The 26448-nt window shown below is 70.8% G+C and carries 26 protein-coding genes; 22 read left to right on the forward strand and 4 right to left on the reverse strand.

Features of this window, described 5'->3' with window-relative positions:
* Nucleotides 1-52: 52 nt before the first annotated feature.
* Nucleotides 53-1069: an aldehyde reductase gene (locus O7553_RS09630; protein ID WP_281554472.1), complete on the forward strand. Its 1017-nt coding sequence runs from the start codon at nt 53-55 to the stop codon at nt 1067-1069.
* A 3-nt stretch (nt 1070-1072) separates the two neighbouring features.
* On the opposite strand, the gene O7553_RS09635 is transcribed toward O7553_RS09630, so the two are convergent.
* On the reverse strand, nt 1073-3196 hold the full coding sequence (locus tag O7553_RS09635) for an elongation factor G-like protein EF-G2 (RefSeq protein ID WP_281554473.1): 2124 nt from the start codon (nt 3194-3196) through the stop codon (nt 1073-1075).
* Nucleotides 3197-3510: 314 nt separating this feature from the next.
* Between O7553_RS09635 and pgsA the strand changes: the two genes are divergently transcribed.
* The 7 genes from pgsA (at nt 3511) to O7553_RS09670 (ending at nt 9308) form a co-directional block, all read left to right on the forward strand.
* Nucleotides 3511-4158: a phosphatidylinositol phosphate synthase gene (pgsA, locus tag O7553_RS09640; RefSeq protein ID WP_281554474.1), complete on the forward strand. Its 648-nt coding sequence runs from the start codon at nt 3511-3513 to the stop codon at nt 4156-4158.
* On the forward strand, nt 4155-5093 hold the full coding sequence (locus tag O7553_RS09645; RefSeq protein WP_281554475.1) for a phosphatidylinositol mannoside acyltransferase: 939 nt from the start codon (nt 4155-4157) through the stop codon (nt 5091-5093). Before pgsA ends, O7553_RS09645 begins: the two co-directional genes overlap by 4 nt.
* A 12-nt stretch (nt 5094-5105) precedes the next feature.
* Nucleotides 5106-6266, forward strand: coding sequence for a glycosyltransferase family 4 protein (locus O7553_RS09650; RefSeq protein ID WP_281554476.1), 1161 nt, complete (start codon nt 5106-5108; stop codon nt 6264-6266).
* Between the two features lie 34 nt (nt 6267-6300).
* A complete protein-coding gene (locus tag O7553_RS09655; RefSeq protein ID WP_278168593.1) occupies nt 6301-6807 on the forward strand; it encodes a hypothetical protein in 507 nt (168 codons plus the stop codon).
* Between the two features lie 156 nt (nt 6808-6963).
* Nucleotides 6964-7899: a pyridoxal 5'-phosphate synthase lyase subunit PdxS gene (gene pdxS / locus O7553_RS09660; RefSeq protein WP_281554477.1), complete on the forward strand. Its 936-nt coding sequence runs from the start codon at nt 6964-6966 to the stop codon at nt 7897-7899.
* Nucleotides 7900-7931: 32 nt separating this feature from the next.
* Nucleotides 7932-8528 carry a pyridoxal 5'-phosphate synthase glutaminase subunit PdxT gene (gene pdxT, locus O7553_RS09665; RefSeq protein ID WP_281555546.1) on the forward strand — a complete coding sequence of 199 codons (597 nt, stop codon included), beginning with the start codon at nt 7932-7934 and terminating at the stop codon, nt 8526-8528.
* A gap of 30 nt (nt 8529-8558) precedes the next feature.
* A complete protein-coding gene (locus O7553_RS09670; protein ID WP_123601103.1) occupies nt 8559-9308 on the forward strand; it encodes a YebC/PmpR family DNA-binding transcriptional regulator in 750 nt (249 codons plus the stop codon).
* Between the two features lie 104 nt (nt 9309-9412).
* Here the strand turns inward: O7553_RS09670 and O7553_RS09675 are convergent, their stop codons facing one another.
* Complete coding sequence (locus O7553_RS09675; RefSeq protein ID WP_281554478.1) at nt 9413-9601, reverse strand: DUF397 domain-containing protein; 189 nt, start codon at nt 9599-9601, stop codon at nt 9413-9415.
* A gap of 173 nt (nt 9602-9774) precedes the next feature.
* Here O7553_RS09675 and O7553_RS09680 point away from each other — a divergent pair, with 173 nt between their 5' ends.
* The 11 genes from O7553_RS09680 (at nt 9775) to O7553_RS09730 (ending at nt 21009) form a co-directional block, all read left to right on the forward strand.
* Nucleotides 9775-10059, forward strand: a complete 285-nt coding sequence (locus tag O7553_RS09680) for a hypothetical protein (protein ID WP_281554479.1) — start codon at nt 9775-9777, stop codon at nt 10057-10059.
* A 496-nt stretch (nt 10060-10555) separates the two neighbouring features.
* Nucleotides 10556-10768, forward strand: a complete 213-nt coding sequence (locus tag O7553_RS09685; RefSeq protein WP_281554480.1) for a type II toxin-antitoxin system VapB family antitoxin — start codon at nt 10556-10558, stop codon at nt 10766-10768.
* Nucleotides 10769-10980: 212 nt separating this feature from the next.
* Entirely contained in the window at nt 10981-11553 is a 573-nt protein-coding gene (locus tag O7553_RS09690; protein ID WP_281554481.1) for a DUF4352 domain-containing protein, read from the forward strand.
* Between the two features lie 115 nt (nt 11554-11668).
* Nucleotides 11669-12193, forward strand: a complete 525-nt coding sequence (ruvC, locus tag O7553_RS09695) for a crossover junction endodeoxyribonuclease RuvC (RefSeq protein WP_281554482.1) — start codon at nt 11669-11671, stop codon at nt 12191-12193.
* Nucleotides 12193-12795: a Holliday junction branch migration protein RuvA gene (ruvA, locus tag O7553_RS09700; RefSeq protein ID WP_281554483.1), complete on the forward strand. Its 603-nt coding sequence runs from the start codon at nt 12193-12195 to the stop codon at nt 12793-12795. The genes ruvC and ruvA overlap by 1 nt, the downstream gene beginning before the upstream one ends.
* Nucleotides 12792-13898 (forward strand): Holliday junction branch migration DNA helicase RuvB, encoded by a 1107-nt coding sequence (gene ruvB, locus O7553_RS09705; RefSeq protein ID WP_281554484.1) that lies wholly within the window; start codon nt 12792-12794, stop codon nt 13896-13898. Before ruvA ends, ruvB begins: the two co-directional genes overlap by 4 nt.
* 184 nt (nt 13899-14082) lie before the next feature.
* Nucleotides 14083-14388 carry a preprotein translocase subunit YajC gene (gene yajC, locus O7553_RS09710; RefSeq protein WP_281555547.1) on the forward strand — a complete coding sequence of 102 codons (306 nt, stop codon included), beginning with the start codon at nt 14083-14085 and terminating at the stop codon, nt 14386-14388.
* A gap of 184 nt (nt 14389-14572) precedes the next feature.
* Complete coding sequence (secD, locus tag O7553_RS09715; protein WP_281554485.1) at nt 14573-16504, forward strand: protein translocase subunit SecD; 1932 nt, start codon at nt 14573-14575, stop codon at nt 16502-16504.
* 1 nt (nt 16505) lies between these two features.
* A complete protein-coding gene (gene secF, locus O7553_RS09720) occupies nt 16506-17714 on the forward strand; it encodes a protein translocase subunit SecF (protein ID WP_281554486.1) in 1209 nt (402 codons plus the stop codon).
* Between the two features lie 79 nt (nt 17715-17793).
* Nucleotides 17794-18357: an adenine phosphoribosyltransferase gene (locus O7553_RS09725; RefSeq protein WP_281554487.1), complete on the forward strand. Its 564-nt coding sequence runs from the start codon at nt 17794-17796 to the stop codon at nt 18355-18357.
* A 180-nt stretch (nt 18358-18537) separates the two neighbouring features.
* On the forward strand, nt 18538-21009 hold the full coding sequence (locus O7553_RS09730; RefSeq protein ID WP_281555548.1) for a bifunctional (p)ppGpp synthetase/guanosine-3',5'-bis(diphosphate) 3'-pyrophosphohydrolase: 2472 nt from the start codon (nt 18538-18540) through the stop codon (nt 21007-21009).
* Between the two features lie 91 nt (nt 21010-21100).
* Here the strand turns inward: O7553_RS09730 and O7553_RS09735 are convergent, their stop codons facing one another.
* Both O7553_RS09735 and O7553_RS09740 read right to left on the reverse strand, forming a co-directional pair.
* Nucleotides 21101-21931 carry a peptidylprolyl isomerase gene (locus O7553_RS09735; RefSeq protein ID WP_281554488.1) on the reverse strand — a complete coding sequence of 277 codons (831 nt, stop codon included), beginning with the start codon at nt 21929-21931 and terminating at the stop codon, nt 21101-21103.
* A gap of 36 nt (nt 21932-21967) precedes the next feature.
* Nucleotides 21968-22918 (reverse strand): peptidylprolyl isomerase, encoded by a 951-nt coding sequence (locus O7553_RS09740; RefSeq protein WP_281554489.1) that lies wholly within the window; start codon nt 22916-22918, stop codon nt 21968-21970.
* Between the two features lie 304 nt (nt 22919-23222).
* Between O7553_RS09740 and O7553_RS09745 the strand changes: the two genes are divergently transcribed.
* The 3 genes from O7553_RS09745 (at nt 23223) to O7553_RS09755 (ending at nt 26385) form a co-directional block, all read left to right on the forward strand.
* Nucleotides 23223-23939 (forward strand): MBL fold metallo-hydrolase, encoded by a 717-nt coding sequence (locus O7553_RS09745; protein ID WP_281554490.1) that lies wholly within the window; start codon nt 23223-23225, stop codon nt 23937-23939.
* A gap of 16 nt (nt 23940-23955) precedes the next feature.
* Nucleotides 23956-25287: a histidine--tRNA ligase gene (gene hisS / locus O7553_RS09750; protein ID WP_281554491.1), complete on the forward strand. Its 1332-nt coding sequence runs from the start codon at nt 23956-23958 to the stop codon at nt 25285-25287.
* Nucleotides 25288-25467: 180 nt separating this feature from the next.
* The gene (locus O7553_RS09755; RefSeq protein WP_281555549.1) at nt 25468-26385 is read left to right on the forward strand and encodes an acyl-ACP desaturase; all 918 of its coding nucleotides are present in this window, start codon (nt 25468-25470) and stop codon (nt 26383-26385) included.
* Nucleotides 26386-26448 lie beyond the last annotated feature (63 nt).

The raw sequence follows: 26448 nt of genomic DNA on the forward strand, positions 1-26448 counted from the left end.
GCGATCACGGTCCGTGATCGTTGGTTCGCGCTGTCAAGTTTGGGGAATCTCGATGTCAACAAACCGTATCCTGGTCACCGGTGGCACCGGCTTCGTCGCCTCGTACGTGATCCGAGGTGCCCTGGCCCGCAACTTCCAGGTCCGGACAACCGTACGCTCGCCGGCCCGGACCCCCGAGCTACGCCGCACCGTCGGCGACGACTCCATCGAGGTGGTGACCGCCGACCTCACCGAGGACGCCGGCTGGGACGCCGCCGCACAGGGCTGTCGCTACATCCTGCACATCGCCTCCCCGTTCCCCGGAATCCGACCGGCCAACGAGAACGATCTGGTCTTGCCGGCCCGCGACGGCACGCTCAGAGTGTTGCGGGCCGCCCGCGACGCAGGAGTACATCGAGTGGTGATGACGTCGTCGTTTGGGGCGGTCGGCTATGGCCAGCAACCGCCGGACCGTCCCTTCACCGAACAGGACTGGACGGATCCCGACGCGCCGGGTATCGACCCGTACATCAAGTCCAAGACCGTCGCCGAGCGGGCGGCATGGGACTTCGTCGAGGGTACCGACGGAGGTGTGGAGTTGGTGGTCCTCAACCCCACCGGAATCTTCGGGCCGGTCCTCAGCAGCGACCATCCCCCCTCGGTAGGCATCATCCAGGCGATGCTGTCCGGCCGGATGCCGCGCGTTCCCGACCTGTGGGTGTCCCCGGTCGATGTGCGGGACCTCGCAGACCTGCAGATGGCCGCCATGCTGACGCCGGAAGCCGCCGGGCACCGCTACCTCGCCGCCAGCGGCGCCCTGCTGTCGTTGCGGGATATCGCCGCGATCCTGCGCCGCCGGCTCGGCGCGGACGCAGCGAAGGTCTCCATCCGAGCGATGCCATCGACGCTGGTGCGGATTCTGGCCCCGTTCGTCCCGCAGCTGCGGGCAATGGTCGGCAACCTGGGGGTGCGTCGCCCGGTCTGCACCGACGCCGCCCGCGAAACCTTCGGCTGGACACCGCGGCCGGCAGAGGACACTGTCGTCGACACCGGACGCAGTCTCGTTCACAGCAGTCGGACCGGAGGCTGAGGGTCAACTGGACGATACGCGTTCGTAGCGGGCGAACGCCCGCCGGAACGTGCCGGCACCTCCGGTGATCGAGCGCAGCTGCACCGCGTACCGCAGCAGTTCGGTCGCCGGCACCTCGGCGCGGATGACCGTCCGGTCGCCGGATTCGTCATCGCCGGTGGTGCCGAGCACCCGGGCGCGTCGGCCGGCCAGGTCGCCGAGCACCGACCCGACCGCACCGGTCGGCACCCGCACCATGATCGCATCGACCGGTTCCAGCAGCGTCGGTCGGCCGGTGGTGGCTGCGTCCCGCAGGGCCAGCGCCCCGGCGGTCTGGAACGCCGCGTCCGACGAGTCGACCGGATGTGCCTTGCCGTCCACCAGGGTCACCCGCAGGTCGACCACCGGATGTCCGCTGACCACGCCCCGGTCCATCTGGGCCCGCACGCCTTTCTCCACCGATGGGATGTAGTTGTGCGGCACCGCCCCGCCGACCACCCGGTCGACGAACTCGAAGCCGCTGCCCTCCGGAAGCGGCTCCACCTCGATCTCGCACACCGCGTATTGTCCGTGCCCGCCGGACTGCTTCACGTGTCGTCCGTGCCCCCGGGCCGGCGCGGTGAACGTCTCCCGCAGCGGCACCCGGACCGGCTCGACGTCCACCTCGACGCCGCCGGAGCGCAGCCGGTCCAACAACACGTCGGCGTGCGCCTCGCCCATGCACCAGAGCACCAGTTGGCGGGTCTCGGCATTGCGTTCCAGCCGCAGCGTCGGATCACCGGCGACCAGCCGGCCCAGGTTGCGGGCCATCGCGTCCTCATCCGACCGGGTACGGGCGACGACCGCCACCGGCAGCAGGGGTTCGGGCATCTCCCACGGCTCGACCAGCAGCGGATCCGTGGCCGCCGAGATGGTGTCACCGGTCTCCGCGCTGCCCGACTTGGTCAACGCGCAGATGTCCCCGGCGACGCAGACCTCGACCTCCCGCAGCTGCGCACCCAGCGGGCTGTAGATGTGCGCCACCCGTTCGTCGGCGTCGTGGTCCGGGTGGCCCCGCTGGCTGAGGCTGTGCCCGGCCACGTGCACCGTACGGTCGGTGCGCAGCGTGCCGGAGAAGACCCGGACCAGCGACACCCGGCCGACGTGCCGGTCGGCGGTGGTCCGGACCACCTCGGCGACCAGCGGGCCGGCCGGGTCGCAGCCCAGCGGCGGCCGGGGCGTGCCGTCCAGCCCGGTCACCGCCGGCAGAGTGTGCTCGGGCGGTGCCGGGAAGGCAGCGGTCAACAGCCACAGCAGGGCGTCGAGCCCGACCCCGGTGTGGGCGCAGACCGGCAGCACCGGATGGAAGTGGCCCCGGGCCACCGCCGTCTCCAGATCGTCGACCAGCATCTTCGGGTCGAGCTGCTCGCCGGCGAGGTACCGGTCGAACAGGGTCTCGTCCTCGCTTTCGGCGATGATCCCCTCGATCAGTTCGTCGCGTGCCTCGGCGATCGCCGGCAGGTGCTCCGGGTCCGGCTCCCGCACCTGCGGGGGATGGCCGGTCGAGTAGTCCAGCACCTGCCGGGCGAGCAGATCCAGCAGCCCGGCGATGCCCACCCCGTCGTCGGCGAGCATCGGCAGGTGCAGCGGCAGCACGTTGTCGCCGAAGACCCGTTGACACAGCGCGACGGTTTCGTCGACGTCGGCGCGCGGATGGTCGAGACGGGTGAGCGCCACCGCCCGGGGCATGCCGACCGCCGCGCACTCCTCCCACAGCGCGGCGGTGGCCGCGTCCATCCCGTCCGCCGCGCAGACCACGAACAGCGCGGCGTCGGCGGCGCGTAGCCCGGCCCGCAGTTCGCCGACGAAGTCCGCGTACCCCGGGGTGTCCAACAGGTTGACCTTGATGTCGCGGTGGAACAGTGGCGCGCAGGTCAACGCGACGGAGCGTAGCTGGCGTACCGCGGCCGGATCGTGGTCGCAGACCGTCGTGCCGTCCGGGACCTGCCCCGCCCGGCTGATCGTCCCGGTGGCGGCCAGCAACGCCTCGATCAATGTGGTCTTGCCGGCACCGGAGTGCCCGACCAGCACCACATTGCGGATCCGTTCGGGATCGGTGACCACCGCAACGGACCCGGCGGGCCCCCTGTCGTGGTTCTTCTGCGCCATGACTGCGCACCTCCTGGCTGCCTGACTGGGTGGGGCGACCGCGCTGCGGACCAGGCCGGGCTCCGGTCCGGACCGGAACGGCCGGCCGGGGACCGCAGAGGATGACCGCGGGGTGAATCCGCGGCGACATCTTCAGGCGGGCGGGACCTGCTCGGTAACGTGAACCGGGCCCGGGTGAGCTCGCTCACGTTCACGTGTCGATCCCACACCCGCGACGCGCCGTACACAAGTCCGGCGCGCGAGGTGACCGCCACCGGTTCACGTTCGTGGCCACCGTGCCGACCCTTTCCGTCGACCGTTATCGTGGGACCGCCATGGCGAAGATCTTCAGAGTGTCCGTCCGCGCGGGCATCACCCGGGTGATCGAGCCGGTAGCCCGCGGACTGCTCGGCGCAGGGATCTCGCCGAACGCGGTCACGGTCGCCGGCACCGTCGGTGTGCTCGTCGGGGCGATCGGCTTCGGCGCCCGTGGCCACCTGATCACCGGTCTGGTGATCGTCACGCTGTCCGCCCTGACCGACGTGCTGGACGGCACGATGGCCCGGCTGCGCGGCGGGTCGAGCACCTTCGGCGCATTCCTCGACTCGAGCATGGACCGGATCGCCGATGGGGCGATCTTCGGCTCGGTGGCGTACTGGCTCGCGGTCAGCGGCAACCGGGCGGGTGCGGTCGCGGCGCTGATCTGCCTGGTCGCCGGTGGCATCGTGTCCTACGTGAAGGCGCGCGCCGAAGGGCTCGGGATGACCTGCAACGTCGGCGTCGCCGAACGGGCCGAGCGGCTGATCCTGGTCGGCGTCGGCGGCCTGCTCAGCGGCCTCGGTGTCAGCTGGGGGCTGCCGGCCGCGCTCTGGCTGCTCGCCGCGCTGTCGCTGGTGACGGTCTGGCAGCGGATCGCCCACGTGCACCAGCAGACCACCGCTGCGGCGGGTCCCCGGCAGACGGCGCAGGGCGTGGACGCGTGACCCCGGTCGAGCTGGGCTACGCGGCGGCCTGGCGGCTGATCCGGACGCTGCCCCGGCCGGCCGCCGCCGCCCTGTTCCGCGTCGGCGCCGACCGGGCGCACCGGCGCGGCGCGGCGTCGGTCCGCCGGCTCGCCGCCAACCTGCGCCGGGTGGTCGGCCCGGATCTGCCGGCGGCCGAGTTCGACCGGCTCACCCGGGACGCGGTGCGTTCGTACGCCCGGTACTGGATGGAGATGTTCCGGCTGCCGTCACTCAGTCGACAGCAGCGGCTCGCCGGTTTCCACCTGGCCGGTGCGCAGATGCTCGCCGCCAACGTGGCCGCCGGGCGCGGCTCGGTGGTGGCGTTGCCGCACGCCGGCAACTGGGACGCGGCGGGTGCCTGGGTGGCGGCCAACGACTGGCCGCTGACCACGGTCGCCGAACGACTGCGACCGGAAGGCGTATACAACCGGTTCGTCGCCGTCCGGCAACGTCTCGGCATGGAGATCGTCCCGGCCTCTGGCGGTCCCCGGCCACCGTTCGACGTCCTGATTGACCGGCTCGCCGCCGGCCACGTCGTGCCGCTGCTGGCCGACCGTGACCTGTCCGCCCGGGGCGTCGAGGTCAGTTTTTTCGGCGGCCGGACCCGGATGCCGGCCGGTCCGGCGCTGCTCGCGCTGCGTACCGGTGCCCCGCTCTACGTCACCACCATGTGGTTCGAACCGGACCGCGCACACGGCGCGTTGGACGGGCCGGTGCCGCTTCCCGACCCGTCGGTCGGCCCGCTGGACGTGCGGGTCCGCCTGCTGACCCAGCAGATCGCCGACCGGCTGGCGGTCGGTATCGCCCGCCACCCGCAGGACTGGCACATGATGCAGCGGCTGTGGCTGGACGAGCGGCCCGACCCCGACCCCGACCGGGACCGGTCGGGCAGCTCGGCCACCGGGCCGGGATGAGCGGGGGCCACCGTGCGGATCGGCATCGTGTGCCCGTACTCCTTCGACGTCCCCGGAGGGGTGCAGAACCACGTCGTCGACCTCGCTGAGGCGCTGATCGATCTCGGCCACGAGGTGAGCGTGCTGGCACCGGCGGACGAGGACGCCGCGCTGCCGCCGTACGTGGTGGCCGCCGGCCGCTCGGTGCCGGTGCCGTACAACGGCTCGGTGGCCCGGGTGAGTTTCGGCCCGGTGGTCACCGCCCGGGTCCGGCGCTGGCTCAACCGTGGCCAGTTCGACGTACTGCACGTGCACGAGCCGTTCGCGCTCAGCGTCAGCCTGCTCGCGGTGCTCTGCGCCCGGGGTCCGGTGGTGGCCACCTTCCACACCGCGATGACCAGGTCCCGGGCGCTGGCCGCCGCGCAGGGCATGCTGCAGCTGGTGCTGGAGAAGATCACCGCCCGGATCGCGGTGTCGGCGCTGGCCCGCAGGGTGCAGGTCGAACACCTCGACGGCGGCGCGGTGGAGATCCCCAACGGGGTGGCGGTGGCGAAGTACGCCAACGCCGAGCCGCTGCCCGGCTGGCCGGGTGACTGCGGTCCGGGCACCGGCGGCACGCTCGGCTTCCTCGGCCGGTTCACCGAGCCGCGCAAGGGCTTCGGTCTGCTCCGTGAGGCGTTCGTCGCGCTGGCCCCGGACCGCCCGGGCCTGCGGCTGCTGGTGGCCGGTCCGGGCCGGCCCGACGACCTGTACGCCGCCGTCCCGGCCGGGCTGCGCGACCGGGTGACCTTCCTCGGGCTGGTGTCGGAGCCGGACAAGGCCCGGATGCTGCGCAGCGTGCACCTCTACGTCGCGCCGAACATCGGCGGTGAGTCGTTCGGCATGATCCTCACCGAGGCGATGGCCGCCGGCGCGGCGGTGGTCGCCAGTGACCTGGACGCGTTCCGCCGGGTGCTCGACGACGGCCGGGCCGGGGAACTGTTCCCCACCGGTGACCCGGTGGCGCTGCGCCGGGCCGTCGCCCGGCTGCTGGACGACGCGCCGCGCCGGGAAGCGCTCGCCGGCCACGCCCGGCAGGTGGTGGCGACCTTCGACTGGCCCGCGGTGGCCCGCCAGGTGCTGGAGGTGTACGCCGCCGCGATCGAAGCCACCGATGGGCGGGTGCTCTATCAGGAGTGGGCGGAGCCACCATGATCGGGTCCACGGGGCCTACGCCGGCGGCACTACGATGCCGGGAATGCGGTGGGTGGTCGGTGTGAGCGTCGCGGTCGTCCTGCTGTCGGCGTACCTCACCTGGACCGCGGCCCGGGTGGACCGGCTGCACGTCCGGGTGGCGGCGGCCGCCCGGGCGCTCGACGCGCACCTGCTGCGCCGGGCGGCGGCCGCCGCGGTGCTCGCCGAGGAGCAGTACGCGGTGGAGCTGTACGCGGCGGCCCGGATCGCGTTGGACGCCGCGTCGCCGGAGGAGCGTGAGGCCGCCGAGAACGACCTCACCCGGCAGTTGCGGGCGACGGCGCTGACCAGCCCGGATCCGGCGACCGAGGCGGTGGTGGTGGCCAGCCGCCGGCTGGTGCTGGCCCGTCAACTGCACACCGACCTGGTCCGCGACGCGTTGCTGGCCCGCCGGCGGCCGCTGGTGCGGCTGCTGCGCTTCGGCCGCCGGCACGACGAACCCCGCTACTTCGACATCGACGATCCGACCCTTACCCGGGTGGTGGACCCGACCCGCCGATGATCGCGCCGACCCGCCCGTGACCTGGGCTCCTTGTCAGTGATCTGGGCCACAGTGCAGGCCACCGGGTTGTCGATTGGCTGTCGGTGGACCCCGCCGGCGGGCGTAGCATCCCAGTCGTACCCCCTGTCGCGCACTTCGCCGAGGAGCCGATCCGCCGTGTCCGAGACCCCCGCTGCTCAGGCCGCCGCCCCGGGTGCCGTCGCGCCCGCCTCCGTCACCGGTACCGCCCGGGTCAAGCGCGGCATGGCCGAGATGCTCAAGGGCGGCGTGATCATGGACGTGGTCACGCCCGAGCAGGCGAAGATCGCCGAGGACGCCGGGGCAGTCGCGGTGATGGCCCTGGAACGGGTGCCCGCCGACATCCGTGCCCAGGGCGGTGTGTCCCGGATGAGCGACCCAGACATGATCGACGGCATCATCGAAGCGGTCTCCATCCCGGTGATGGCCAAGGCCCGGATCGGACACTTCGTCGAGGCCCAGGTGCTGCAGGCGCTCGGCGTGGACTATGTCGACGAGTCCGAGGTCCTCACCCCGGCCGACTTCGCCAACCACATCGACAAGTGGGCGTTCACCGTGCCGTTCGTCTGTGGGGCGACCAACCTCGGTGAGGCGCTGCGCCGGATCACCGAGGGCGCCGCGATGATCCGTTCCAAGGGCGAGGCCGGCACCGGCGACGTCTCCAACGCCACCACCCACATGCGGCGCATCGGCGCCGAGATCCGCCGGCTGACCTCCCTGTCACCCGACGAGCTCTACGTCGCGGCGAAGGAGCTGCAGGCCCCGTACGACCTGGTCCGGGAGGTCGCCGAGATTGGGAAGCTGCCGGTGGTGCTGTTCACCGCCGGCGGTATCGCCACCCCGGCGGACGCGGCGATGATGATGCAGCTCGGCGCCGAGGGGGTCTTCGTCGGCTCCGGCATCTTCAAGTCCGGCAACCCTGCCCAGCGGGCGGCGGCGATCGTCAAGGCCACCACCTTCCATGACGACCCGGACGTGCTCGCGAAGGTCTCCCGTGGGCTCGGCGAGGCGATGGTCGGCATCAACGTCGACGACATCCCGGTGCCGCACCGTCTCGCTGAGCGCGGCTGGTGACCGGCGCGGCCCAGTCGGCTCCCGACGCGCGGGTGCGGGTCGGCGTACTGGCGCTGCAGGGCGACGTCCGCGAGCACCTGCGGGCGCTGACCGAATGCGGTGCCACCGCCCGCCCGGTCCGTCGCCCCGAGGAGCTGGAGCAGGTCGACGCCTTGGTGGTGCCCGGCGGCGAGTCGACCACGATCAGCAAACTGGCGGTCGAGTTCGACCTGCTGGAGCCGATCCGCAAGCGGATCGCCGCCGGCATGCCGGTGTACGGGTCCTGCGCCGGCATGATCATGCTGGCCGACGAGATCCTCGACGGCCGGCCCGACCAGCTGTCCTTCGCCGGCATCTCGATGGCGGTGCGGCGCAACGCGTTCGGCCGGCAGGTGGATTCCTTCGAGGCGCCGGTGGTCATCGACGGTGTCGACGGCCCGCCGTTCCACGCGGTTTTCATCCGCGCGCCGTGGGTCGAACGGGTCGGCGAGGACGTCGAGGTGCTGGGCCGGGTAGCCGCCGGAGCGGCCACAGGTAGGATTGTCGCGGTTCGGCAGGGCAATCTGCTCGCCACGGCCTTCCACCCAGAGCTGACCGGCGACGGTCGGGTGCACCGACTGTTCGTGGAGATGGCCGTCGCGGCAGGCTGACCCCGCAGGTGGGAAGCGACGGAGGTGCACATGTCCGGCCACTCCAAGTGGGCGACGACCAAGCACAAGAAGGCGGTCATCGACGCCAAACGCGGCAAGATGTTCGCCAAACTGATCAAGAACGTCGAGGTCGCCGCCCGGACCGGCGGGGGTGACCCGGCCGGCAACCCCACCCTGTACGACGCCATCCAGAAGGCGAAGAAGAGCTCCGTACCCAACGACAACATCGACCGCGCGGTCAAGCGCGGCTCCGGCCTGGAGGCCGGCGGCGCCGACTGGCAGACGATCATGTACGAGGGGTACGGGCCGAACGGTGTCGCCCTGCTCGTCGAGTGCCTGACCGACAACCGCAACCGGGCGGCGACCGAGGTGCGTACCGCGCTGACCCGTAACGGCGGTTCGCTGGCCGACGCCGGCTCGGTGTCGTACCTGTTCTCCCGCAAGGGCGTGGTGATCGTGCCCAAGGGCGAGCACTCCGAGGACGACGTCATGCTCGCGGTGCTCGACGCCGGTGCCGAGGAGGTCAACGACCTTGGCGAGGCCTTCGAGGTGGTCAGCGAGCCAGGTGACCTGGTCGCGGTGCGCACCGCGTTGGTCGACGCCGGCATCGACTACGAGTCCGCCGAGTCGTCCCTGGTGCCGAGCATGAACGTGCCGCTGGACGAGGACGGTGCCCGGCGGATCTTCAAGCTGATCGACGTCCTGGAGGACTGCGACGACGTGCAGAACGTCTACGCGAACTTCGACGTCTCCGACGAGATCATGGCCGCCGTCGGCTGACCGGCCAGGGCTGTTGATGCTGCCTACTGTCCGCTGGTCAGCAGCGGAAAGCCCCGGATCCCGTTGAGATGGGGCCGGGGCTTGTCGTCTGTCCGTACGCGGATTCAGCTGTGCGTCTTCGCCACCTCGACGAATCGGGACCAGACGGCCGGGTGGAAGGTCAGGGTGCCGCCATCGCGGTCCTTGGTGTCCCGGACGTGGACGCGGCCGGGAAGATTGTCGGCGACCTCGACACAGTTGCTGCTGCCGTTGCTGCGGGTCGACTTGCGCCAGCTCGGCGTGGTCACGTCCATGTATCCACTGCTTTCATGATCAGGTCGAGGCTCTGGTCCTGCGGCAGAGCATACTCCCGGATCGCTTCCCACTGATGTTCCAGCAGGTCCACCCCGGCAGGGTCCTCCACCACATCGCCAGCACCGGGCGCATCTCTCACCCCGACGGTCCGCCCAGGTCTGCAGAGTCCTCGGTGGCCGCCCGGTCCCCGGAGCTGTCCCGGGCGGTCCACGACGCGAACTCGACCGCCCGCACCCACATCCCGAACCGGACCACCGGTGAGTGCCACCGGTGCGGCGGCGTACCCGGACCCTGCCGGCCGTTCCTGCGGGCGGTCGCCATCCTGGATCGGTGGGACCCCAGTAGTGCCCGGCGGATCCGAGCCGTACTGCATCTCTCCGGGTTGATGACCGCCGGCTACCCGCACGACGACCAGGACGAGTCCGCCGAGTCGTACGGGGCGTCGGACGATGCCTGACGACGAAGCTCTGGTGTGCCCCGGTGATCTGGTGGCGCTGCGGCAGTGTGACCACGTGGACGCCGATCGCCCGGTCCGGCTCCGGGTTGAGGAGGTATGGCCGTCCCCGGAGTGGTTCTCGTGGGTGACGCTCTACGGTCGGGAGGTCAGCGACGACCCACGGCGGCACGGCAGCATCACCAGCGTGCGGGCGTACCGCGACGCGTTGCGCCAGCCCGGGGCGGTCACCAGGACGCCCGCCCCGGTGTGCGCCTACTGCCGTGAGCGACTCGCGGCGGGCAGTCCCATCATTTCCTCTGCCCCTCCTCGGGACCCAAGGCTTCCGGGTCCCAGCTGAACGCCCCCGGGGCCTAGCACTTGTTGAGCCTGATGCCACAGGTGCATCTTGATGCACCTGTGGCATCAAGCCGTCGGAGCACTGTTGGGTCCCGAGAGCCGGCACGGGCACAACGTGCACCTGCCGGCCGAGCGGAGAACCATCCCCTAGGAGATGTCCATGGCCGCGACGCACCTGCATCTTGATGAGGACCTGTTGACGGAAGCCGCTGCCGCGTTGGGCACGACCACGGAGCGGGAGACGGTGACCGACGCTCTCCGGCAGGTGGTGAGAGTAAGCCGCGAACGGCGGCGACGAGCACTGGCTGACCTGCAGGAGATCGCCGCCTCCGGTGGCTTCCACCTCGACCGCCTCGATGGACTCGACCGGTGAGACCAACTGGTCGAGACCGGAGTCTTGCGCTGCACGCCCTCGCTGCTGGGCTACGCGATCGTGGCCACGGCTGTCTGCCGCTCGGTGCCGCGCGGTTTGACAACGTCTCCTAGCGTCACGGGGACGTCAAAGATCACCTGAGCCGGCGGCTCTCCACTGTCGTGGTTCGGGTGCGCAGATCCAGTCGCAACAGAGCCGGAAACGAGGACACGATGGCCAACAGGAAACTCGGTACCGCAGTTGCCCAGATCGCCGTGCTCGGCGTACTCGGGCTCATCGCCACAGGCTGTTCATCGACGGAGGGGACGCCGTCGTCGAGCGTCGAGGAAACAGCGGCGCCGTCGCAGGCCGACGAACCGGCCGACGGCGCCGATGCCGGCGGTGACACCAGCACCGCGGCGGATCCACTCCCGTTCACCGAGGAACTCAACGGCCGCAGGCTCACCATCGAATCGTTCGGCACCTCCGCCGCCGGCTCCCCACTGTGGGAGGTCGGCGAGGGCAACGAGGTGCTGTACCTCCAGGTGAAGATCGAGAACGTCGACGCCGAACCCTGGGAGTCGAACGTCGTGCAGTTCTTCCTCCTCGACGAGTCGGACGAGACCTACGCGCCGTCCTTCTACGACGCCGAGGTCGGGGAAGCTCCGGACGCGGTCACCCTCGCCCCCGGTGATTCGGTCGAGGGGTACGTCCCGTTCGAGGTCCCCGCCGGCACCACCGGTCTGCGTCTGGAGTACGCGGTCGACCTGAGCCAGAACGCGGTCATCGACGTACAGCTGAACTGACGTACCGGCCGGGTGGCTCCGGTACGCGTGTCGGCTGTCCCGGCCCGCCGCTGGTTGGCTAGGGTGTCGAACACACGTACGTGTGGCGGCGGTGTCGGCTGGGGGAGGATCGGCGGTGCGGGTGCTCGGGGTCGACCCTGGCCTGACCAGGTGCGGGGTCGGCGTGGTGGAGGGCGTGCCGGGTCGGCCGTGCCGGCTGGTCGCGTACCACGTGGTGCAGACCGACCCGGCCGACGACCTGCCGGACCGACTGCTGCACCTCGATGAGCGGCTGACCGCCCTGGTCGCCGAGCACCAGCCGCGCAGCGTGGCGGTCGAGCGGGTGTTCAGCCAGCACAACGTGCGTACCGTGATGGGCACCGCGCAGGCCAGCGCGGTGGCCGTGCTGGCCGGCGCGCGGGCCGGGCTGCCGGTGCGGACCTATACCCCGAGTGAGGTGAAGGCGGCGGTGACCGGTTCCGGCCAGGCCGACAAGGCCCAGGTGACCGCGATGGTCACCCGGCTGCTGCGGCTGGACCGCCCGCCGCGCCCGGCGGACGCCGCCGACGCGCTCGCCCTGGCGATCTGCCACATCTGGCGAGGTGGTACGCATGACCGGCTGGCCGCCGCGCAGCGGGCGGCGCGGAGCGGAGGTGCCTGATGATCGCGAGTCTGCGCGGGGTGGTGCTGGCGGTCGCGCCGGACAGCGCGGTGATCGAGGTCGGCGGGGTCGGCCTGGCGGTGCACTGCGCCCCGGGCACCCTGGCCAACCTGCGGCCCGGCGGTTCGGCCCGGCTGGCCACCAGCCTGGTGGTGCGCGAGGACTCGCTCACCCTGTACGGCTTCGCCGACGACGACGAGAAGCAGCTGTTCGAGCTGCTGCAGACGGCCAGCGGGGTCGGGCCCCGGCTGGCGCAGGCGGTGCTGTCGGTGCTCACCCCGGACGCGGTACGTAAGGCGATCGCGAACGCCGACACGGCGGCGCTCACCCGGGTGCCGGGGATCGGCAAGAAGGGCGCCGAGCGGCTGGTGCTGGAGTTGCGGGACCGGATCGGGCCGGTGGCGGTGGGTGCCGACGGCGCGGCCGGGGTGACCGCCGGGGCGTGGCCGGAGCAGGTCCGGCAGGCGCTGGTCGGGCTGGGCTGGACCGCCGGGCAGGCCGACCAGGCGGTGGCCGCCGTGGCGGAGAGCCTGGACGGCCCGCCGCCGCCGGTCCCGGTGCTGCTCAAGCAGGCGATCAGGCTGTTGGGTAAGAGCCGGTGAGTGGCGACGTCGAGGGCCTGGTGTCGGCGTACGCCAGCGACGCCGAACGCGACGCGGAGGTCAGCGTCCGGCCGCGCCGGCTGGCCGAGTTCATCGCCCAGCACCGGGTCCGCGACCAGCTGGACCTGCTGCTGCGGGGCGCGATGGGCCGGGGCGCGCCGCCGGACCACATTCTGCTCAGCGGCCCGCCGGGGCTGGGCAAGACGACGCTGGCCAACATCGTCGCCGCCGAGCTGGGTTCGGGTATCCGGGTGACCAGCGGGCCGGCGATCGAGCGCTCCGGTGACCTGGCGGCGATCCTGACCAGCCTGGCCGAGGGCGACGTGCTGTTCATCGACGAGATCCACCGGATCGCTCGGCCGGCCGAGGAACTGCTCTACAGCGCGATGGAGGACTTCCGGGTCGACGTGGTGGTCGGCAAGGGGCCGGGCGCGACGGCGATTCCGCTGGACGTGGAGCCGTTCACCCTGGTCGGTGCGACCACCCGGGCCGGTCTGCTGACCGGGCCGATGCGGGACCGGTTCGGGTTCGTCGCGCATCTGGACTTCTACGAGTCGACCGAGCTGGAGGTGCTGCTGACCCGGTCAGCGGGGATTCTCGCGGTGCCGATCACGCCGGACGGGGCGGCGGAGATCGCCGGCCGGTCCCGGGGGACTCCGCGGATCGCCAACCGGCTGCTGCGCCGGGTCCGCGACTACGCCGAGGTGCGGGCGGCCGGGGTGGTCGACCGGGATACCGCCCGGGCGGCGTTGGCCGTGTACGACGTCGACGAGCTGGGTCTGGACCGGCTGGACCGGTCGGTGCTGACCGCGTTGATCGGCTCGTTCGGTGGCGGCCCGGTCGGGTTGTCCACCCTGGCGGTGGCGGTGGGGGAGCAGCCGGACACGGTCGAGGAGGTCTGCGAGCCGTTCCTGGTGCGGGCGGGGCTGCTGGCCCGTACCCCCCGGGGGCGGGTGGCGACCGAGGCGACCTGGCGGCATTTCGGCCGGGTGCCGCCGCCGGGAACGCTCGGCGGTCCGGCCGTGCCGGGTGTTCAGTCCCGGGCCGGTACGGCCGGCGGCATGGTGTCCAATATGCCTGATTTATTCTCAGATGAGGCTTAAACTATCTCGTGATCTGAACGTGATCCGTGCCGATCACAGAGTTCACAGTCACAGCGACTAGACTCGCCGCGGTCTGTACGGCACGTGAGATCCCGCCTCCGCAGAGCGTAACGGCGTCGCGAGTGGCTGACGAAAGGTTGTTGTTGTGTTCTTGGCGCAAGAGGGCGCGGGCGGCGCCAGCTTTATGCCCATCCTGATGATCGGCCTGCTCTTTGTCGTCATGTACTTCATGATGATCCGGCCGCAGCAGAAGCGGCGCCGCGAAGCCGAGCAGATGCAGTCGTCGATCAGCACCGGCGACGAGGTCGTCACCATCGGCGGCCTGTACGGCACCGTGTCCAGCATGGACGACGAGACGGTGATGCTCGAGGTCTCGCCCGGAGTGCACGAGCGCTACGCCCGACCGGCGATCGCCCGGGTGGTGCCTAAGACCGACGTCAGCGCGACGACCGAGTCCGCCCCGGCGGACGAGGTGCCGACCAAGGACTGAGCCACCCCGGGTCGCCAGACCCGAGTTACATCGATGATACTGATCGTTGTGTTGCCGGTCACGACCGCTCGACCTGACGGTCGCGGCTGGTACGACGACCATCCCACCGCCGCTCGCACCAGTGGCACCAACCGCTGCCGCCCGGGGCACCAGCGGCCGAACCGCGCAGGGAGACAGGACCGCCGTGGCACCACCTCAGGGACAGATGCGCCCCGGGCGGCAACTCGCCGCACTCGGGCTTATCTTCGCCGTCCTCTACCTCATGGTGTTCTTCGCCGGAGCCAGCGGCAGCTGGCAGGACCGGCTGGAGCCCAAACTCGGCCTGGACCTGATCGGTGGTACCCGGGTCACCCTGGAGGCCACCACCGAGGACGGCAGCGCGCCACCGGCCGCATCGCTCGACCGGGCCCGCGACATCATCGAGAACCGGGTGAACAGCCTCGGCGTCTCCGAGGCGGAGGTGGTCACCGAGGGCGACCGGAACATCGTCGTCTCGCTGCCCGGCCAGAACCGCGACCTGACCGAGATCGGTAACGCGGCCGAGCTGCGGTTCCGCAAGGTACTCAAGGCCACCGACGGCGGTGAGCCGATCCAGCCACAGGCGTCCCCCACGCCGAGTGAAGGTGCCGGCGAGGAGGGTGCCGACGCGTCGCCGTCACCCGGTGCCTCGCCCGACGCCGAGGCGTCTCCTGGCGCGGAGCCGTCGCCGCAGGCGGAGGCCGAGCAGAGCCCGGCCGCTGGTGGCGAGGGCGGCATGGCCCAGCCGGACCCGACCGACTCGGCCAGCCCCGATGCCAGTGTCAGCCCCAGCCCGCAGGCAAGCCCGAGCGCGTCCCCGACGCCCGCCGCCGACACCGACGGGCCGGTCGACCTCGCACAGGTCCAGGCAAAGGTCGGCGAGGCGGCCTGGGCGGCGGCGACCGGCCTGCAGGCCCCGGCCGACTTCAGCGCAGACCCGACGCTGGCCGACACCCTGGCCCCGTTCGGCGAACTGACCCCGGCGGAGATCCGGGTGCTGCCGGCCGGCGTGCAGTACAACGTGCCGTACGTGACCTGTGACAAGCTCCTGCTGCGCCAGGCTGGTTCGATCCGCGACGAGTCCCAGCAGGTCGTCGCCTGCGAGGGCCTGGTCAAGTACCTGCTGGACGAGGCGAAGGTGGTCGGCACCGACGTCAGCGACGCCAGCGGCGTGCTGGACCAGACCACCAGCCAGTGGGTGGTCAGCCTCAACTTCACCGGCTCCGGCCAGCGCGCCTGGACCGAGCTGACCCGCGAGGCGTTCAACAACACCGACCAGGAGTGCGAGGCGAGCGCGCTCGGCCAGGACGGTAAGTGCCGGGTCGCGGTGGTCCTCGACAACGAGGTGATCTCCTCACCGGAGATCCAGGGCGTGCTCACCGGCGACTCGCAGATCACCGGCGACTTCACCAGCGCCACCGCCAACGAACTGGCCAGCAACCTGCGCTACGGTGCGCTGCCGCTGACCTTCGAGCAGCAGGAGGCGCAGAGCATCTCCGCCACGCTCGGAACCGAGCACCTGCGCGCTGGCCTGCTCGCCGCCGGCATCGGCATGCTGCTGGTCGCGGTCTACTCGTTCTTCTACTACCGGTTGCTCGGCATCGTGATCTTCCTCAGCCTGATCCTGTCGGCGCTGCTGGTCTTCGGCGCGATGGTGGTGCTCGGCCGGCAGATCGGCTTCACCCTGACCCTCGCCGGAATCGCCGGTCTGATCGTCTCGCTGGGTGTGGCGGCCGACTCGTTCGTGCTCTACTTCGAACGCCTCAAGGACGAGATACGTGAGGGTCGAAGTCCACGCAGCGCCGTACCCCGGGCCTGGCTGCGCGCCCGGCGGACGATCATCTCGGCGAACGCCATCACCCTGATGGCGGCGGTCGTGCTCTACATCGTGTCGGTGGGCACCGTGAAGGGCTTCGCCTTCGCTCTCGGCCTGGCGACCGTGCTCGACCTGGTCGTGGTGTTCCTGTTCCGGCACCCGATCATGTCGATGCTGGCCCGGACCAAGGCGTTCCTGTCTCCCCGGGTCAGCGGCCTCGGCCGCGCGGTGAAGACCGAGGACGAGACCCCGATTCGCAACCCGCGCGTCAAGGAGGCCTGACATGAGCGGTTTCGCTGGACGCCTCTACCGGGGTGAGGCCAACCTCCCGATCGTCAAGCGGCGTAACACCTGGTTCGTGATCGCCGCGGTGGTCGTCGTCCTGTCGATCGCAAGCTTCTCGATCCGGGGCTTCAACCTCGGCATCGACTTCCGGGGCGGCAACGAATTCCAGGTGCCGGCGAGCGTCGGCACCCTGCTGCAGGCCGAGGACGCCCTCGACGCCGAGCTCGCCGAGTTGGACACCGAGGAGCCGCTCGAGGTGGTCTCCGGCCAGGAGGTCGGCGGCACCACCTACCTGTTCCGCACCGCCGAGCTCACCTCCGAGCAGACCGAAGCCTTCAAGCAGGGTCTCGCCGAGCGGCTCGACATCGAGCAAGCGGCGATCAGCGACAGCCGGGTCAGCGGTGCCTGGGGTAGCCAGGTCACCCAGCGGGCGCTGCTCGGCCTGCTGGTCTTCATGGTGCTGGTCACCATCTACCTGGTGCTGCGGTTCGAGTACCGGATGGCGATCGCGGCGGTCGCCGGCCTGGTGCTCGACCTGCTGCTGACCGCCGGCATCTACTCGGCCTCCGGCTTCGAGGTCACCCCGTCGACGATCATCGGCTTCCTGACCATTCTCGGCTTCGCCCTCTACGACGTCGTGGTGGTCTTCGACAAGATCCAGGAGAACACCCGGGGCGTCACCGGCGGCAGCAGCCAGACCTACGGCGAGGCCGCCAACCTCGCGGTCAACCAGACCCTGATGCGGTCGATCAACACGTCGATCGTCGCGTTGCTGCCGGTCGGTGGGCTGCTGTTCATCGGTGCCGGGCTGCTCGGCGCCGGAACCCTCAAGGACCTCGGTCTGGTGCTGTTCGTCGGTATGGGCGCGGCCTTCTTCGCGTCGATCTTCTTCTCCTCGCCACTGGTGACGGTGCTCAAGGAGCAGGAGCCGAAGTACAAGCTGCACACCCAGCGGGTGCAGGCCAAGCGGTCCTCCCTGGCGGAGCGGGACAAGGCACCGAAGCGGTCGCGTACCAGCGCCGGTGCCTCGACCACAACGTCGGCCGACGAGCCCGCCGAGACCGAGCCCGCCGCGGACGCCGCTCTGGCCGGCACCGCGCCGAAGGCCGGTGCCCGACCGGCCGGCAAGCGTCAGTCCGGCGGCGGTCGTGGCGGCCGACCCGGCGGTGGGGGCCGCAAGCGCCCCAGCGGCGCGAAGCGTCGCTGACGATTTCCCTCGGTGGTGTTCCGGCGGCGACACGCCGCCGGAACACCACCGGTCTCACCCGGCACGGAAAGGGCGGAAGGTGACGGAGACCGAGGCAGTGATCGTCGGGGACAGCGGTGCCGAGACGGCCGCGTTGGTGGCCAGTCGGGTGATCGACGTACCGGACTTCCCCAAACCCGGCATCGTATTCAAGGACCTGATGCCGCTGTTCGCCGACGGGCCGGCGTTCCGGGAGATCACCGACCGGATCATCGCCCACCACGGAGCGGACTCCTTCGACGTGGTCGCCGGCATCGAGGCGCGTGGGTTCGTGCTGGCGGCGGCGATCGCGTACGCCACCGGCACCGGGGTGGTCCCGGTCCGCAAGGCCGGCAAGCTGCCCCGGGCATCGTTCTCCGCCTCGTACGCGTTGGAGTACGGCGAGGCGGTCCTGGAGGTGCATCAGGACGCCTTCACGGTCGGTCAGCGGGTCCTGGTGGTCGACGACGTGCTGGCCACCGGCGGAACCGCCGCCGCCACGCTGGACCTGGTCGACCGGGCCGGGGGAACGGTGATCGGCTTCACCGTCCTGCTGGAGCTGGGATTCCTCGCCGGGCGGGACCGGCTCGCGCCCCGGTCGGTGCACGCCATGTGGCGGGTGTGAGCCGGCCGACGGGCAGCTCGGCCGCCGGGCGCAGCACCGGCCGGACGGGTAATATTGCGGTCCCTGTCAGTCAGGGGCGCTGTCTCCTGGCTAGCGCGGTAGCAGCTCAGCCCGATACGGTCGGCTGAGTTCCGGCAGAGGTGAGGGAGGCCGGTGTCCCCCGACGTCGTCGCTCCTTCCATGGAGGGCACTGTGCATCCGACTGGCGAGGTCAACCCCACTGGGGGCGTGACCAACGGCGAGGCACCCGGTTCTGCCGTCAATCCGGGCGGCCCCGACGTCGCCGGTGACCGCAGCGCGGCACCCCCGGCGGCGAACGGTGCGACAGCTGCGGCGGCGAACGGTGCGGGCGACCACGCCGGCGCGGGCGCGGCCGGCACTGGTTTCGCGTTCAACGGTGCGCCGACCGGGCGTCGGGTACGGGCCCGGCTGGCCCGGTTCAACGCGCCCTGGCAGGCGCCGCACATCCCCGAGGTGCTGGAACCGCTGATCGCCACCCACCAGCAGAGCCACCCGAAGGCCGACCCACGGGTGCTGCAGCGGGCCTTCGAGATGGCCTCCAAGTGGCACTCCGGGCAGTACCGCAAGTCCGGCGATCCGTACATCACGCATCCGTTGGCGGTTGCCACCATCCTCGCCAATCTCGGCATGGACACCACGACGCTGGTCGCCGCGCTGCTGCACGACACGATCGAGGACACTGATTACACCCTCGACGAGATGCGCGCCGACTTCGGTGGTGAGGTGGCGCTGCTGGTCGACGGGGTCACCAAGCTCGACCGGGTCAAGCTGGGCGACGCGGCCAAGGCCGAGACCATCCGCAAGATGGTGGTGGCGATGGCGAAGGACCCCCGGGTCCTGGTGATCAAGCTCGCCGACCGGCTGCACAACATGCGGACGCTGACCTTCCTGCCCAAGGCGAAGCAGGAGCAGAAGGCCAAGGAGACCCTGGAGATCCTGGCGCCGCTGGCCCACCGGCTCGGTATGAACACCGTCAAGTGGGAGCTGGAGGATCTGGCATTCGGCACGCTGTTCCCGAAACGGTACGAGGAGATCAACCGGCTGATCGGGGAACACCAGCCGCAGCGCGACACCCAGCTGCGCAAGGTGACCCAGAAGGTGCAGGTCGACCTGCGCGCCGCGAAGGTCAGGGCGGAGGTCACCGGCCGGCCGAAGCACCTCTACTCGATCTACCAGAAGATGATTGTCCGGGGGCGGGACTTCAACGACATCTACGACCTGGTCGGCGTACGCATCCTGGTCGACACGGTCCGCGACTGCTACGCGGCGCTCGGCGTGATCCACGCGAACTGGCAGCCGGTCCCCGGCCGGTTCAAGGACTACATCGCGATGCCGAAGTTCAACATGTACCAGTCGCTGCACACCACGGTGATCGGGCCCACCGGCAAGCCGGTGGAGATGCAGATCCGCACCTACGCGATGCACCGTACCGCCGAGTTCGGCATCGCCGCGCACTGGAAGTACAAGGAGCAGAAGGGCGCCACCGTCGTCGGCCCGCCGGCGCACATCGACGAGATGACCTGGCTGCGGCAACTGCTCGACTGGCAGCGGGAGGCGAGCGATCCGAGCGAGTTCCTCGACGCGCTGCGCTTCGACCTGTCCAGCCAGGAGGTTTACGTCTTCACCCCCAAGGGCGACGTGATCCCGCTGCCCACCAGTTCCACCCCGGTCGACTTCGCCTACGCCGTGCACACCGAGGTGGGGCACAAGTGCATCGGGGCGCGGGTCAACGGCAAGCTGGTGCCATTGGAATCGACGCTGTCCAACGGCGACGTCATCGAGATCTTCACCTCCAAGTCGGCGACCGCCGGCCCGACCCAGGACTGGCTGGGCTTCGTCAAGAGCCCTCGGGCCCGCACCAAGATCCGGCAGTACTTCAACAAGGAACGCCGCGAGGAGGCAATCGAGACGGGCAAGGACGCGATCGCCAAGGCGATGCGCAAGCAGGGCATGCCGTTGCAGCGGATGCTCACCACGGACTCGCTGATGGCGATCGCCCGCGACCTGCACCTGGCCGACGTCGCCGCGCTGTACGCGGCGGTCGGCGACAGCCAGGTGTCCGCGCAGTCGGTGGTGCAGCGGCTGATGGTCAGCCTCGGCGGCGAGGAAGGGGCCGCCGAGGACCTGGCCGAGTCGGCCGTCGCAACCCGCCCGCCCCGGGCACGGCACAACGGCGCCGACCCCGGCGTGGTGGTACGCGGGGTCACCGACGTCTGGATCAAACTGGCCCGCTGCTGTACCCCGGTCCCGCCGGACACGGTGTTCGGCTTCGTCACCCGGTCCGGCGGCGTCAGCGTGCACCGCGACGACTGCTTCAATGCGGCCGAGCTCAAGGCGCAACAGGAACGGCTGGTCGAGGTCACCTGGAAGTTGACCTCGGCGTCGACGTTCCTCGTCGCCATCCAGGTTGAGGCGCTCGACCGGCACAAGCTGCTGGCTGACGTGACCAGGGTGCTCTCCGAGGAGCGGGTGAACATTCTCTCGGCGACCGTGACCACCACCCGGGACCGGGTGGCGGTCAGCCGCTTCTCGTTCGAGATGGCCGACCCGAAGCACCTTGGCCATCTGCTCAACGCGGTCCGCAAGGTCGACGGCGTCTTCGACGCCTACCGGGTCACCTCCGGCACCTGACAAGAAGGCGCCAGGGCATCGGGTAATGCCCTGGCGCACTGGTACCGGCTCAGCGGGCTCGGCGGCGTTGCCGGCCGCCGAGCCCGGTGGACTACTGCGGCTCGCTCACCGTCAACGAGTTGATCAGAATGTCGTTGTTGGGGTGGCCGCCGCCGGGGGACGGCTCGAACGCACCGTCGTGACCGGCCTCGGTGGCCTCCTGGATGACGTCGAGGCCCTCGACGACCCGGCCGAGCACGGTGTAGTCCGGGCTGAGCTCGACGTCCTGGTAGATGAAGAAGAACTGGCTGCCATTGGTGTCCGGGCCGCTGTTGGCCATCGCCACGACCCCGGCGGGGTAGGCGGGCCGGTCGTCGACCGGCAGGTTCTCGTTGGCGAACTGGTAGCTCGGCCCGCCGGTGCCGTCGGTGTCCCGGTAGCCTTCGCCGCTGGCGCTCGGGTCACCGCACTGCAGCATGCCGGGGAACATCCGGTGGCATTTGGTGTTGTCCCAGAATCCCTGGCCGGCCAGGTGACTGAAGCTGGCCGCCGTGCACGGCACCTCGGCCAGGTCCATCTCCACCTGGATCTCACCGAAGCTGGTGTCCAGGGTCATCACCTGGCTGCCGCTGTCCGGCGGCGTGGTGGTCGGCGGAACGCCGACGTCCACGGTCGTCTCACGGCGCTGCTCGACGGGGATCTCGTTCCACACGCAGGTCACGCCGGCGTCGCCGCCGTCGGCCTGGGGCGTGGTTTCGGTCTCGTCGTCCCCGAGGCTGGCGACCAGCCACACCGTGCCCGCGGCCACGAGCAGCAGGGCGACGCCGGCACCGATGCTGGCCTGCAACTGGCGGCGCTTGCGGGCCGCCTCGGCGCGCTGGGCCATCTCCTTTTCGAGGCGGGCCCGAGCCGCGGCACGCTGCCGCTCCCTGGTCGACGTCACGGTGGATCCTCCTGGATTCGGGTTGTCTGGGTCAGGTCAGGACTGGCCGGCGGTGCCGTCGGTGCCCTCCGCGTCCGGCTCGGTGGCCGACGGGTCGGTGGTGGCCGGTGCCGAGGCACTCGGGTCGGTCGACGGGGTCGCCTCGGTCTCGTCGGCCCCGATCGGCTCGCCGACGGTCAGGCTCTGGATGACCACGTCGGTCTCCGGCTTCACCGGTGCGCCGGCGGCGTTGTTCACCAGTGCGAGAGCGCCGATCGCCTCGACCGTGTCCATCCCCGAGGTCACCTTCCCGATGATCGGGTACGAGGGGAACTCGGTGGTGTAGTCCTCGAAGAAGATCTTGAACTGGCTCCCGTTGGTGCCCTGCGGCACGCCGACCGCAGCGACCGTGCCGGCCGGGTAGAGCGGCGGATGGTCGGCCAGCGCCTCCGTCGGGTCGGCCGACGGGTCCAGCTGCGGCGAGACCGGCACGTTCTCGCTGAAGTACGAGTACGTCGGCCCGCCCTGTCCGGTGCCGCTCGGGTCGCCGCACAGGATCGCGCCCTCGTCGGTGATCTCGTGGCAGGTCGTGTCGTCGAAGAAGTTGCGGCTGGCCAGGTGGGCGAAGTTGGCGGCGGCGCATGGCGCGGCGGCGAGGTCGAGCTCGACGGTGATCGGCTCGCCCTGGTTGGTGGTGATCGTCATCGGCTGGACCCCCTGGTTCGGCGGGTCGGTGGTTTCCGGCATGCCGACGTCGGTGAGGTTGCTGTTGGCGGCCGGGTCCTGCGGGGTCCAGGTGCAGATGCCCGCAGCCTCCGGGGTCTCCGGCTCGCCGTCGAAGGCGCCGAGCGCCCAGGCCGAGCCGCCGGCGATGAGCAGCAGCGCGAGGCCGGCGCCCACGCCGGCGCGGATCCGCCGCTTGCGCCGGGCCGCGGCGGCACGCCGGGCCATCTGCCGGTCAAGCTTCGCCCGCGCCAACTTGCGCTGCCGGTCCCTACTGGAGGCCACCCGCGCTCCCCTTTCCTGATCATCCCTGCGCCGTGCGGCGGGTCGGTACGTGTCCTGCGGAGGGCGTGCCGGACCCGGGCGCCTTTGCGGTGCGCCACGCCACACGCCCGCAAGAGTGTACGGGTATCGGCTGGGAAATTGTTGTACGAGGTCCGCTCTGTATCCAATTGGAGATCATCGCTGCCGTCGCGGACTGGGTGGGGCCGGCAGGTGTGCCACGGCGGCCCCGCGTGTCGCGGCGGCTAGGCTCGACCCGGAGACGATTCCGGCGGCCCGCGCGGGCCGGCCGACGGAGAGGAGAGGCGTGCTCATCACCGGCTTCCCGGCGCAGGCGTTCGGCACCAACTGCTACGTGGTGGCCGCCGGGCCGGGCGAGCAGTGCGTCGTCGTCGACCCCGGCATCGGGGTGCTCGACGACCTGGACCAGGTGCTGGCCGAGCACCGGCTGCATCCGGCGGCGGTGCTGCTCACCCACGGCCATCTCGACCACACCTTCTCGGTCGCGCCGGTCTGCGGCACGCGTGGCATCACCGCGTACGTGCATCCGGGTGACCGGGAGATGCTGGCCGACCCGGCGAAAGGCCTGTCGACGGACCTGGCGGCGATGTTCGGCGGCCGGCTGCCGTACAGCGAACCGGACGACGTCGCCGAGCTGACCGACGGCGCCACGCTGACGCTGGCCGGGTTGGAGATCAGCGTCGACCATGCCCCTGGCCACACCGGCGGTTCGGTGCTGTTCCGGCTGCCCGGCGCAGACTCGCCCTGGGAGGCCGAGCAGGTCTGTCTCTCCGGCGACGTGCTGTTCGCCGGTTCGATCGGCCGCACCGACCTGCCCGGTGGCAGCATGGCGACGATGATGACCAGCCTGCGGGACAAGGTGCTGCCGTTGGCCGACGACACCGTGGTGCTGCCCGGCCACGGTCCGGCCACCACCATCGGCCGGGAGCGTGTGAGCAACCCCTATCTGCACGAGGCCGCCGGCAGCGGCAACGCCGTGCCGGCCCGCCGTACCGGACTGTGACGACGAGGATGTACCGATGAGCAAGCCCAGGCCGATCTCCGGCTTCCCGGAGTGGTCGCCCCCGCAGCGGATGATCGAGCAGTACGTCATCGACCGGCTGCGGCACACCTTCGAGCTGTACGGCTTCGCCCCGCTGGAGACCCGCGCGGTGGAGCCGCTGGACCAGCTGCTGCGCAAGGGGGAGACCTCCAAGGAGGTCTACCTGCTGCGCCGGTTGCAGGCCGAGCCGGGTGCCGAGGTCGGTGACGACGCCCTCGGGCTGCACTTCGATCTGACCGTGCCGTTCGCCCGCTACGTGCTGGAGAACGCCGGCAAGCTGCAGTTCCCGTTCCGCCGCTACCAGATCCAGAAGGTGTGGCGGGGGGAGCGGCCGCAGGAGGGCCGCTACCGGGAGTTCCTGCAGGCCGACATCGACATCGTTGACCGCGACGAGCTGGCCCCGCACCACGAGGCGGAGCTGCCGCTGGTCATCGGGGACGCGCTGGCGAGTCTGCCGATCCCGCCGGTGCGGATCCAGGTCAACAACCGCAAGGTCTGCGAAGGCTTCTACCGGGGGATCGGGTTGACCGATCCGGATGCGGCGCTGCGGGCGATCGACAAGCTGGACAAGGTCGGCCCGCAGCGGGTGGCCGAGCTGCTGGCCGAGACGGCCGGTGCCAGCGACAGCCAGGCCAAGGCCTGCCTGTCGCTGGCGGAGATCTCGGCGCCGGACGCCTCGGTCGCCGACGCGGTGCGTGGTCTCGGCGTTGAGCACCCGCTGCTCGACGAAGGGCTCACCGAGCTTGTGGCGGTGCTGGAGACGGCCGCCGCGCACTCGCCCGGCCTGTGCGTGGCAGACCTGCGGATCGCCCGGGGTCTGGACTACTACACCGGTACGGTCTACGAGACCCAGCTACAGGGGTACGAGCGGTTCGGCTCGATCTGCTCGGGTGGCCGCTACGACGATCTCGCCTCGGCCGGCGCGGACCGCTTCCCGGGCGTCGGGATCTCGATCGGGGTGTCCCGGCTGCTGGGGCTGCTGTTCGGCGCCGACGCGTTGGCGATCTCCCGGCCGGTGCCGACCTGCGTGCTGGTGGCGTTGCCGGCCGAGTCTGGCCGGCCGGCTGGCAACCGGGTGGCCGACGCGCTGCGTCGGCGGGGGATCGCCACCGAGGTGTCACCGTCGGCTGCCAAGTTCGGCAAGCAGATCCGGTACGCGCAGCGCCGCGACATCCCGTACGTCTGGTTCCTCGGGGTCGACGGTGAGTCGGACAGTGTCAAGGACATCCGCTCGGGGGATCAGGTGCCGGCGGCCGCGGACGCCTGGTCACCGCCGTCGGCGGACCTCCAGCCGACGGTGACCGGCTGACAGTGACGCGGCCGATGGCGACTTGCCTGGTCGACATAGCGGACATACGGCGGCGATTGCCGCAAAGATCATCCGGGAAAGTGGCGGTGCGGCCCGACATAACCTACGGTTGCGTAAGTTACGCTGTCGTAGGTTACCCCGGTAGGGAGAACGTCGTTGACCGTCGCCGCCACCACCCCGATGTCCCAGACCGCGCTGCTCGTCGAGCTCGAACCGGTGGTCGCCGAGAACCTTGACCGGCACCTCGGCCTGGCCAAGGAGTGGTTCCCGCACGAGTACGTGCCGTGGAGCGACGGGCGGACCTTCGACGGCCTGCTCGGCGGCGAACCGTGGTCGCCGGAGGACTCGCAGATCCCGGACGTCGCCCGTACCGCGCTGATCGTCAACCTGCTCACCGAGGACAACCTGCCCTCGTACCACCGCGAGATCGCCACCCTGTTCGGTCGCGACGGTGCCTGGGGCACCTGGGTGCACCGGTGGACCGCCGAGGAGGGCCGGCACGGCACCGCCATCCGGGACTACCTGACCGTCACCCGGGCGGTCGATCCGGTCGCGCTGGAGCGGGCCCGGATGGTGCACATGTCCAACGGGTACGCCAACCAGCACGACGACGAGGTGCTGCACTCGCTGGCGTACGTGTCGTTCCAGGAGCTGGCTACCCGGATCTCGCACCGCAACACCGGTCGGGCCACCGGTGACCCGCTCTGCGAGCGGTTGCTGGCCCGGGTCGCCGCTGACGAGAACCTGCACATGATGTTCTACCGAAACCTGCTCGGCGCGGCGTTCGAGCTGGCGCCGAGTCAGGCGATGCGGGCGGTGGCCGACGTGGTCGCCGACTTCCAGATGCCGGGCGTGGGCATCGAGGGCTTCGCCCGCAAGTCGGTGGCGATCGCCATGGCCGGCATCTACGACCTGCGTCAGCACCGCGACGAGGTGCTCGCGCCGGTGCTGCGCCAGTGGGACATCTGGAATGTCACCGGGCTGGACGCCGACGGCGAGTCGGCCCGTGACCAGATCGCCGCGCAGATGACTCAACTGGACACCGCCGCGTCCCGGTTCGAGGCCCGGCGGGAGGAGCGGCGCGCCCGCGGCCGGTAAGTGCCGTCGCGGCGCTTCAGGAACGATGAGTGCGGGTCCCGTGGCTGGTCGGCCACGGGACCT

It is taken from the genome of Solwaraspora sp. WMMA2059 (assembly GCF_027497315.1).
Classification (GTDB): domain Bacteria; phylum Actinomycetota; class Actinomycetes; order Mycobacteriales; family Micromonosporaceae; genus Micromonospora_E.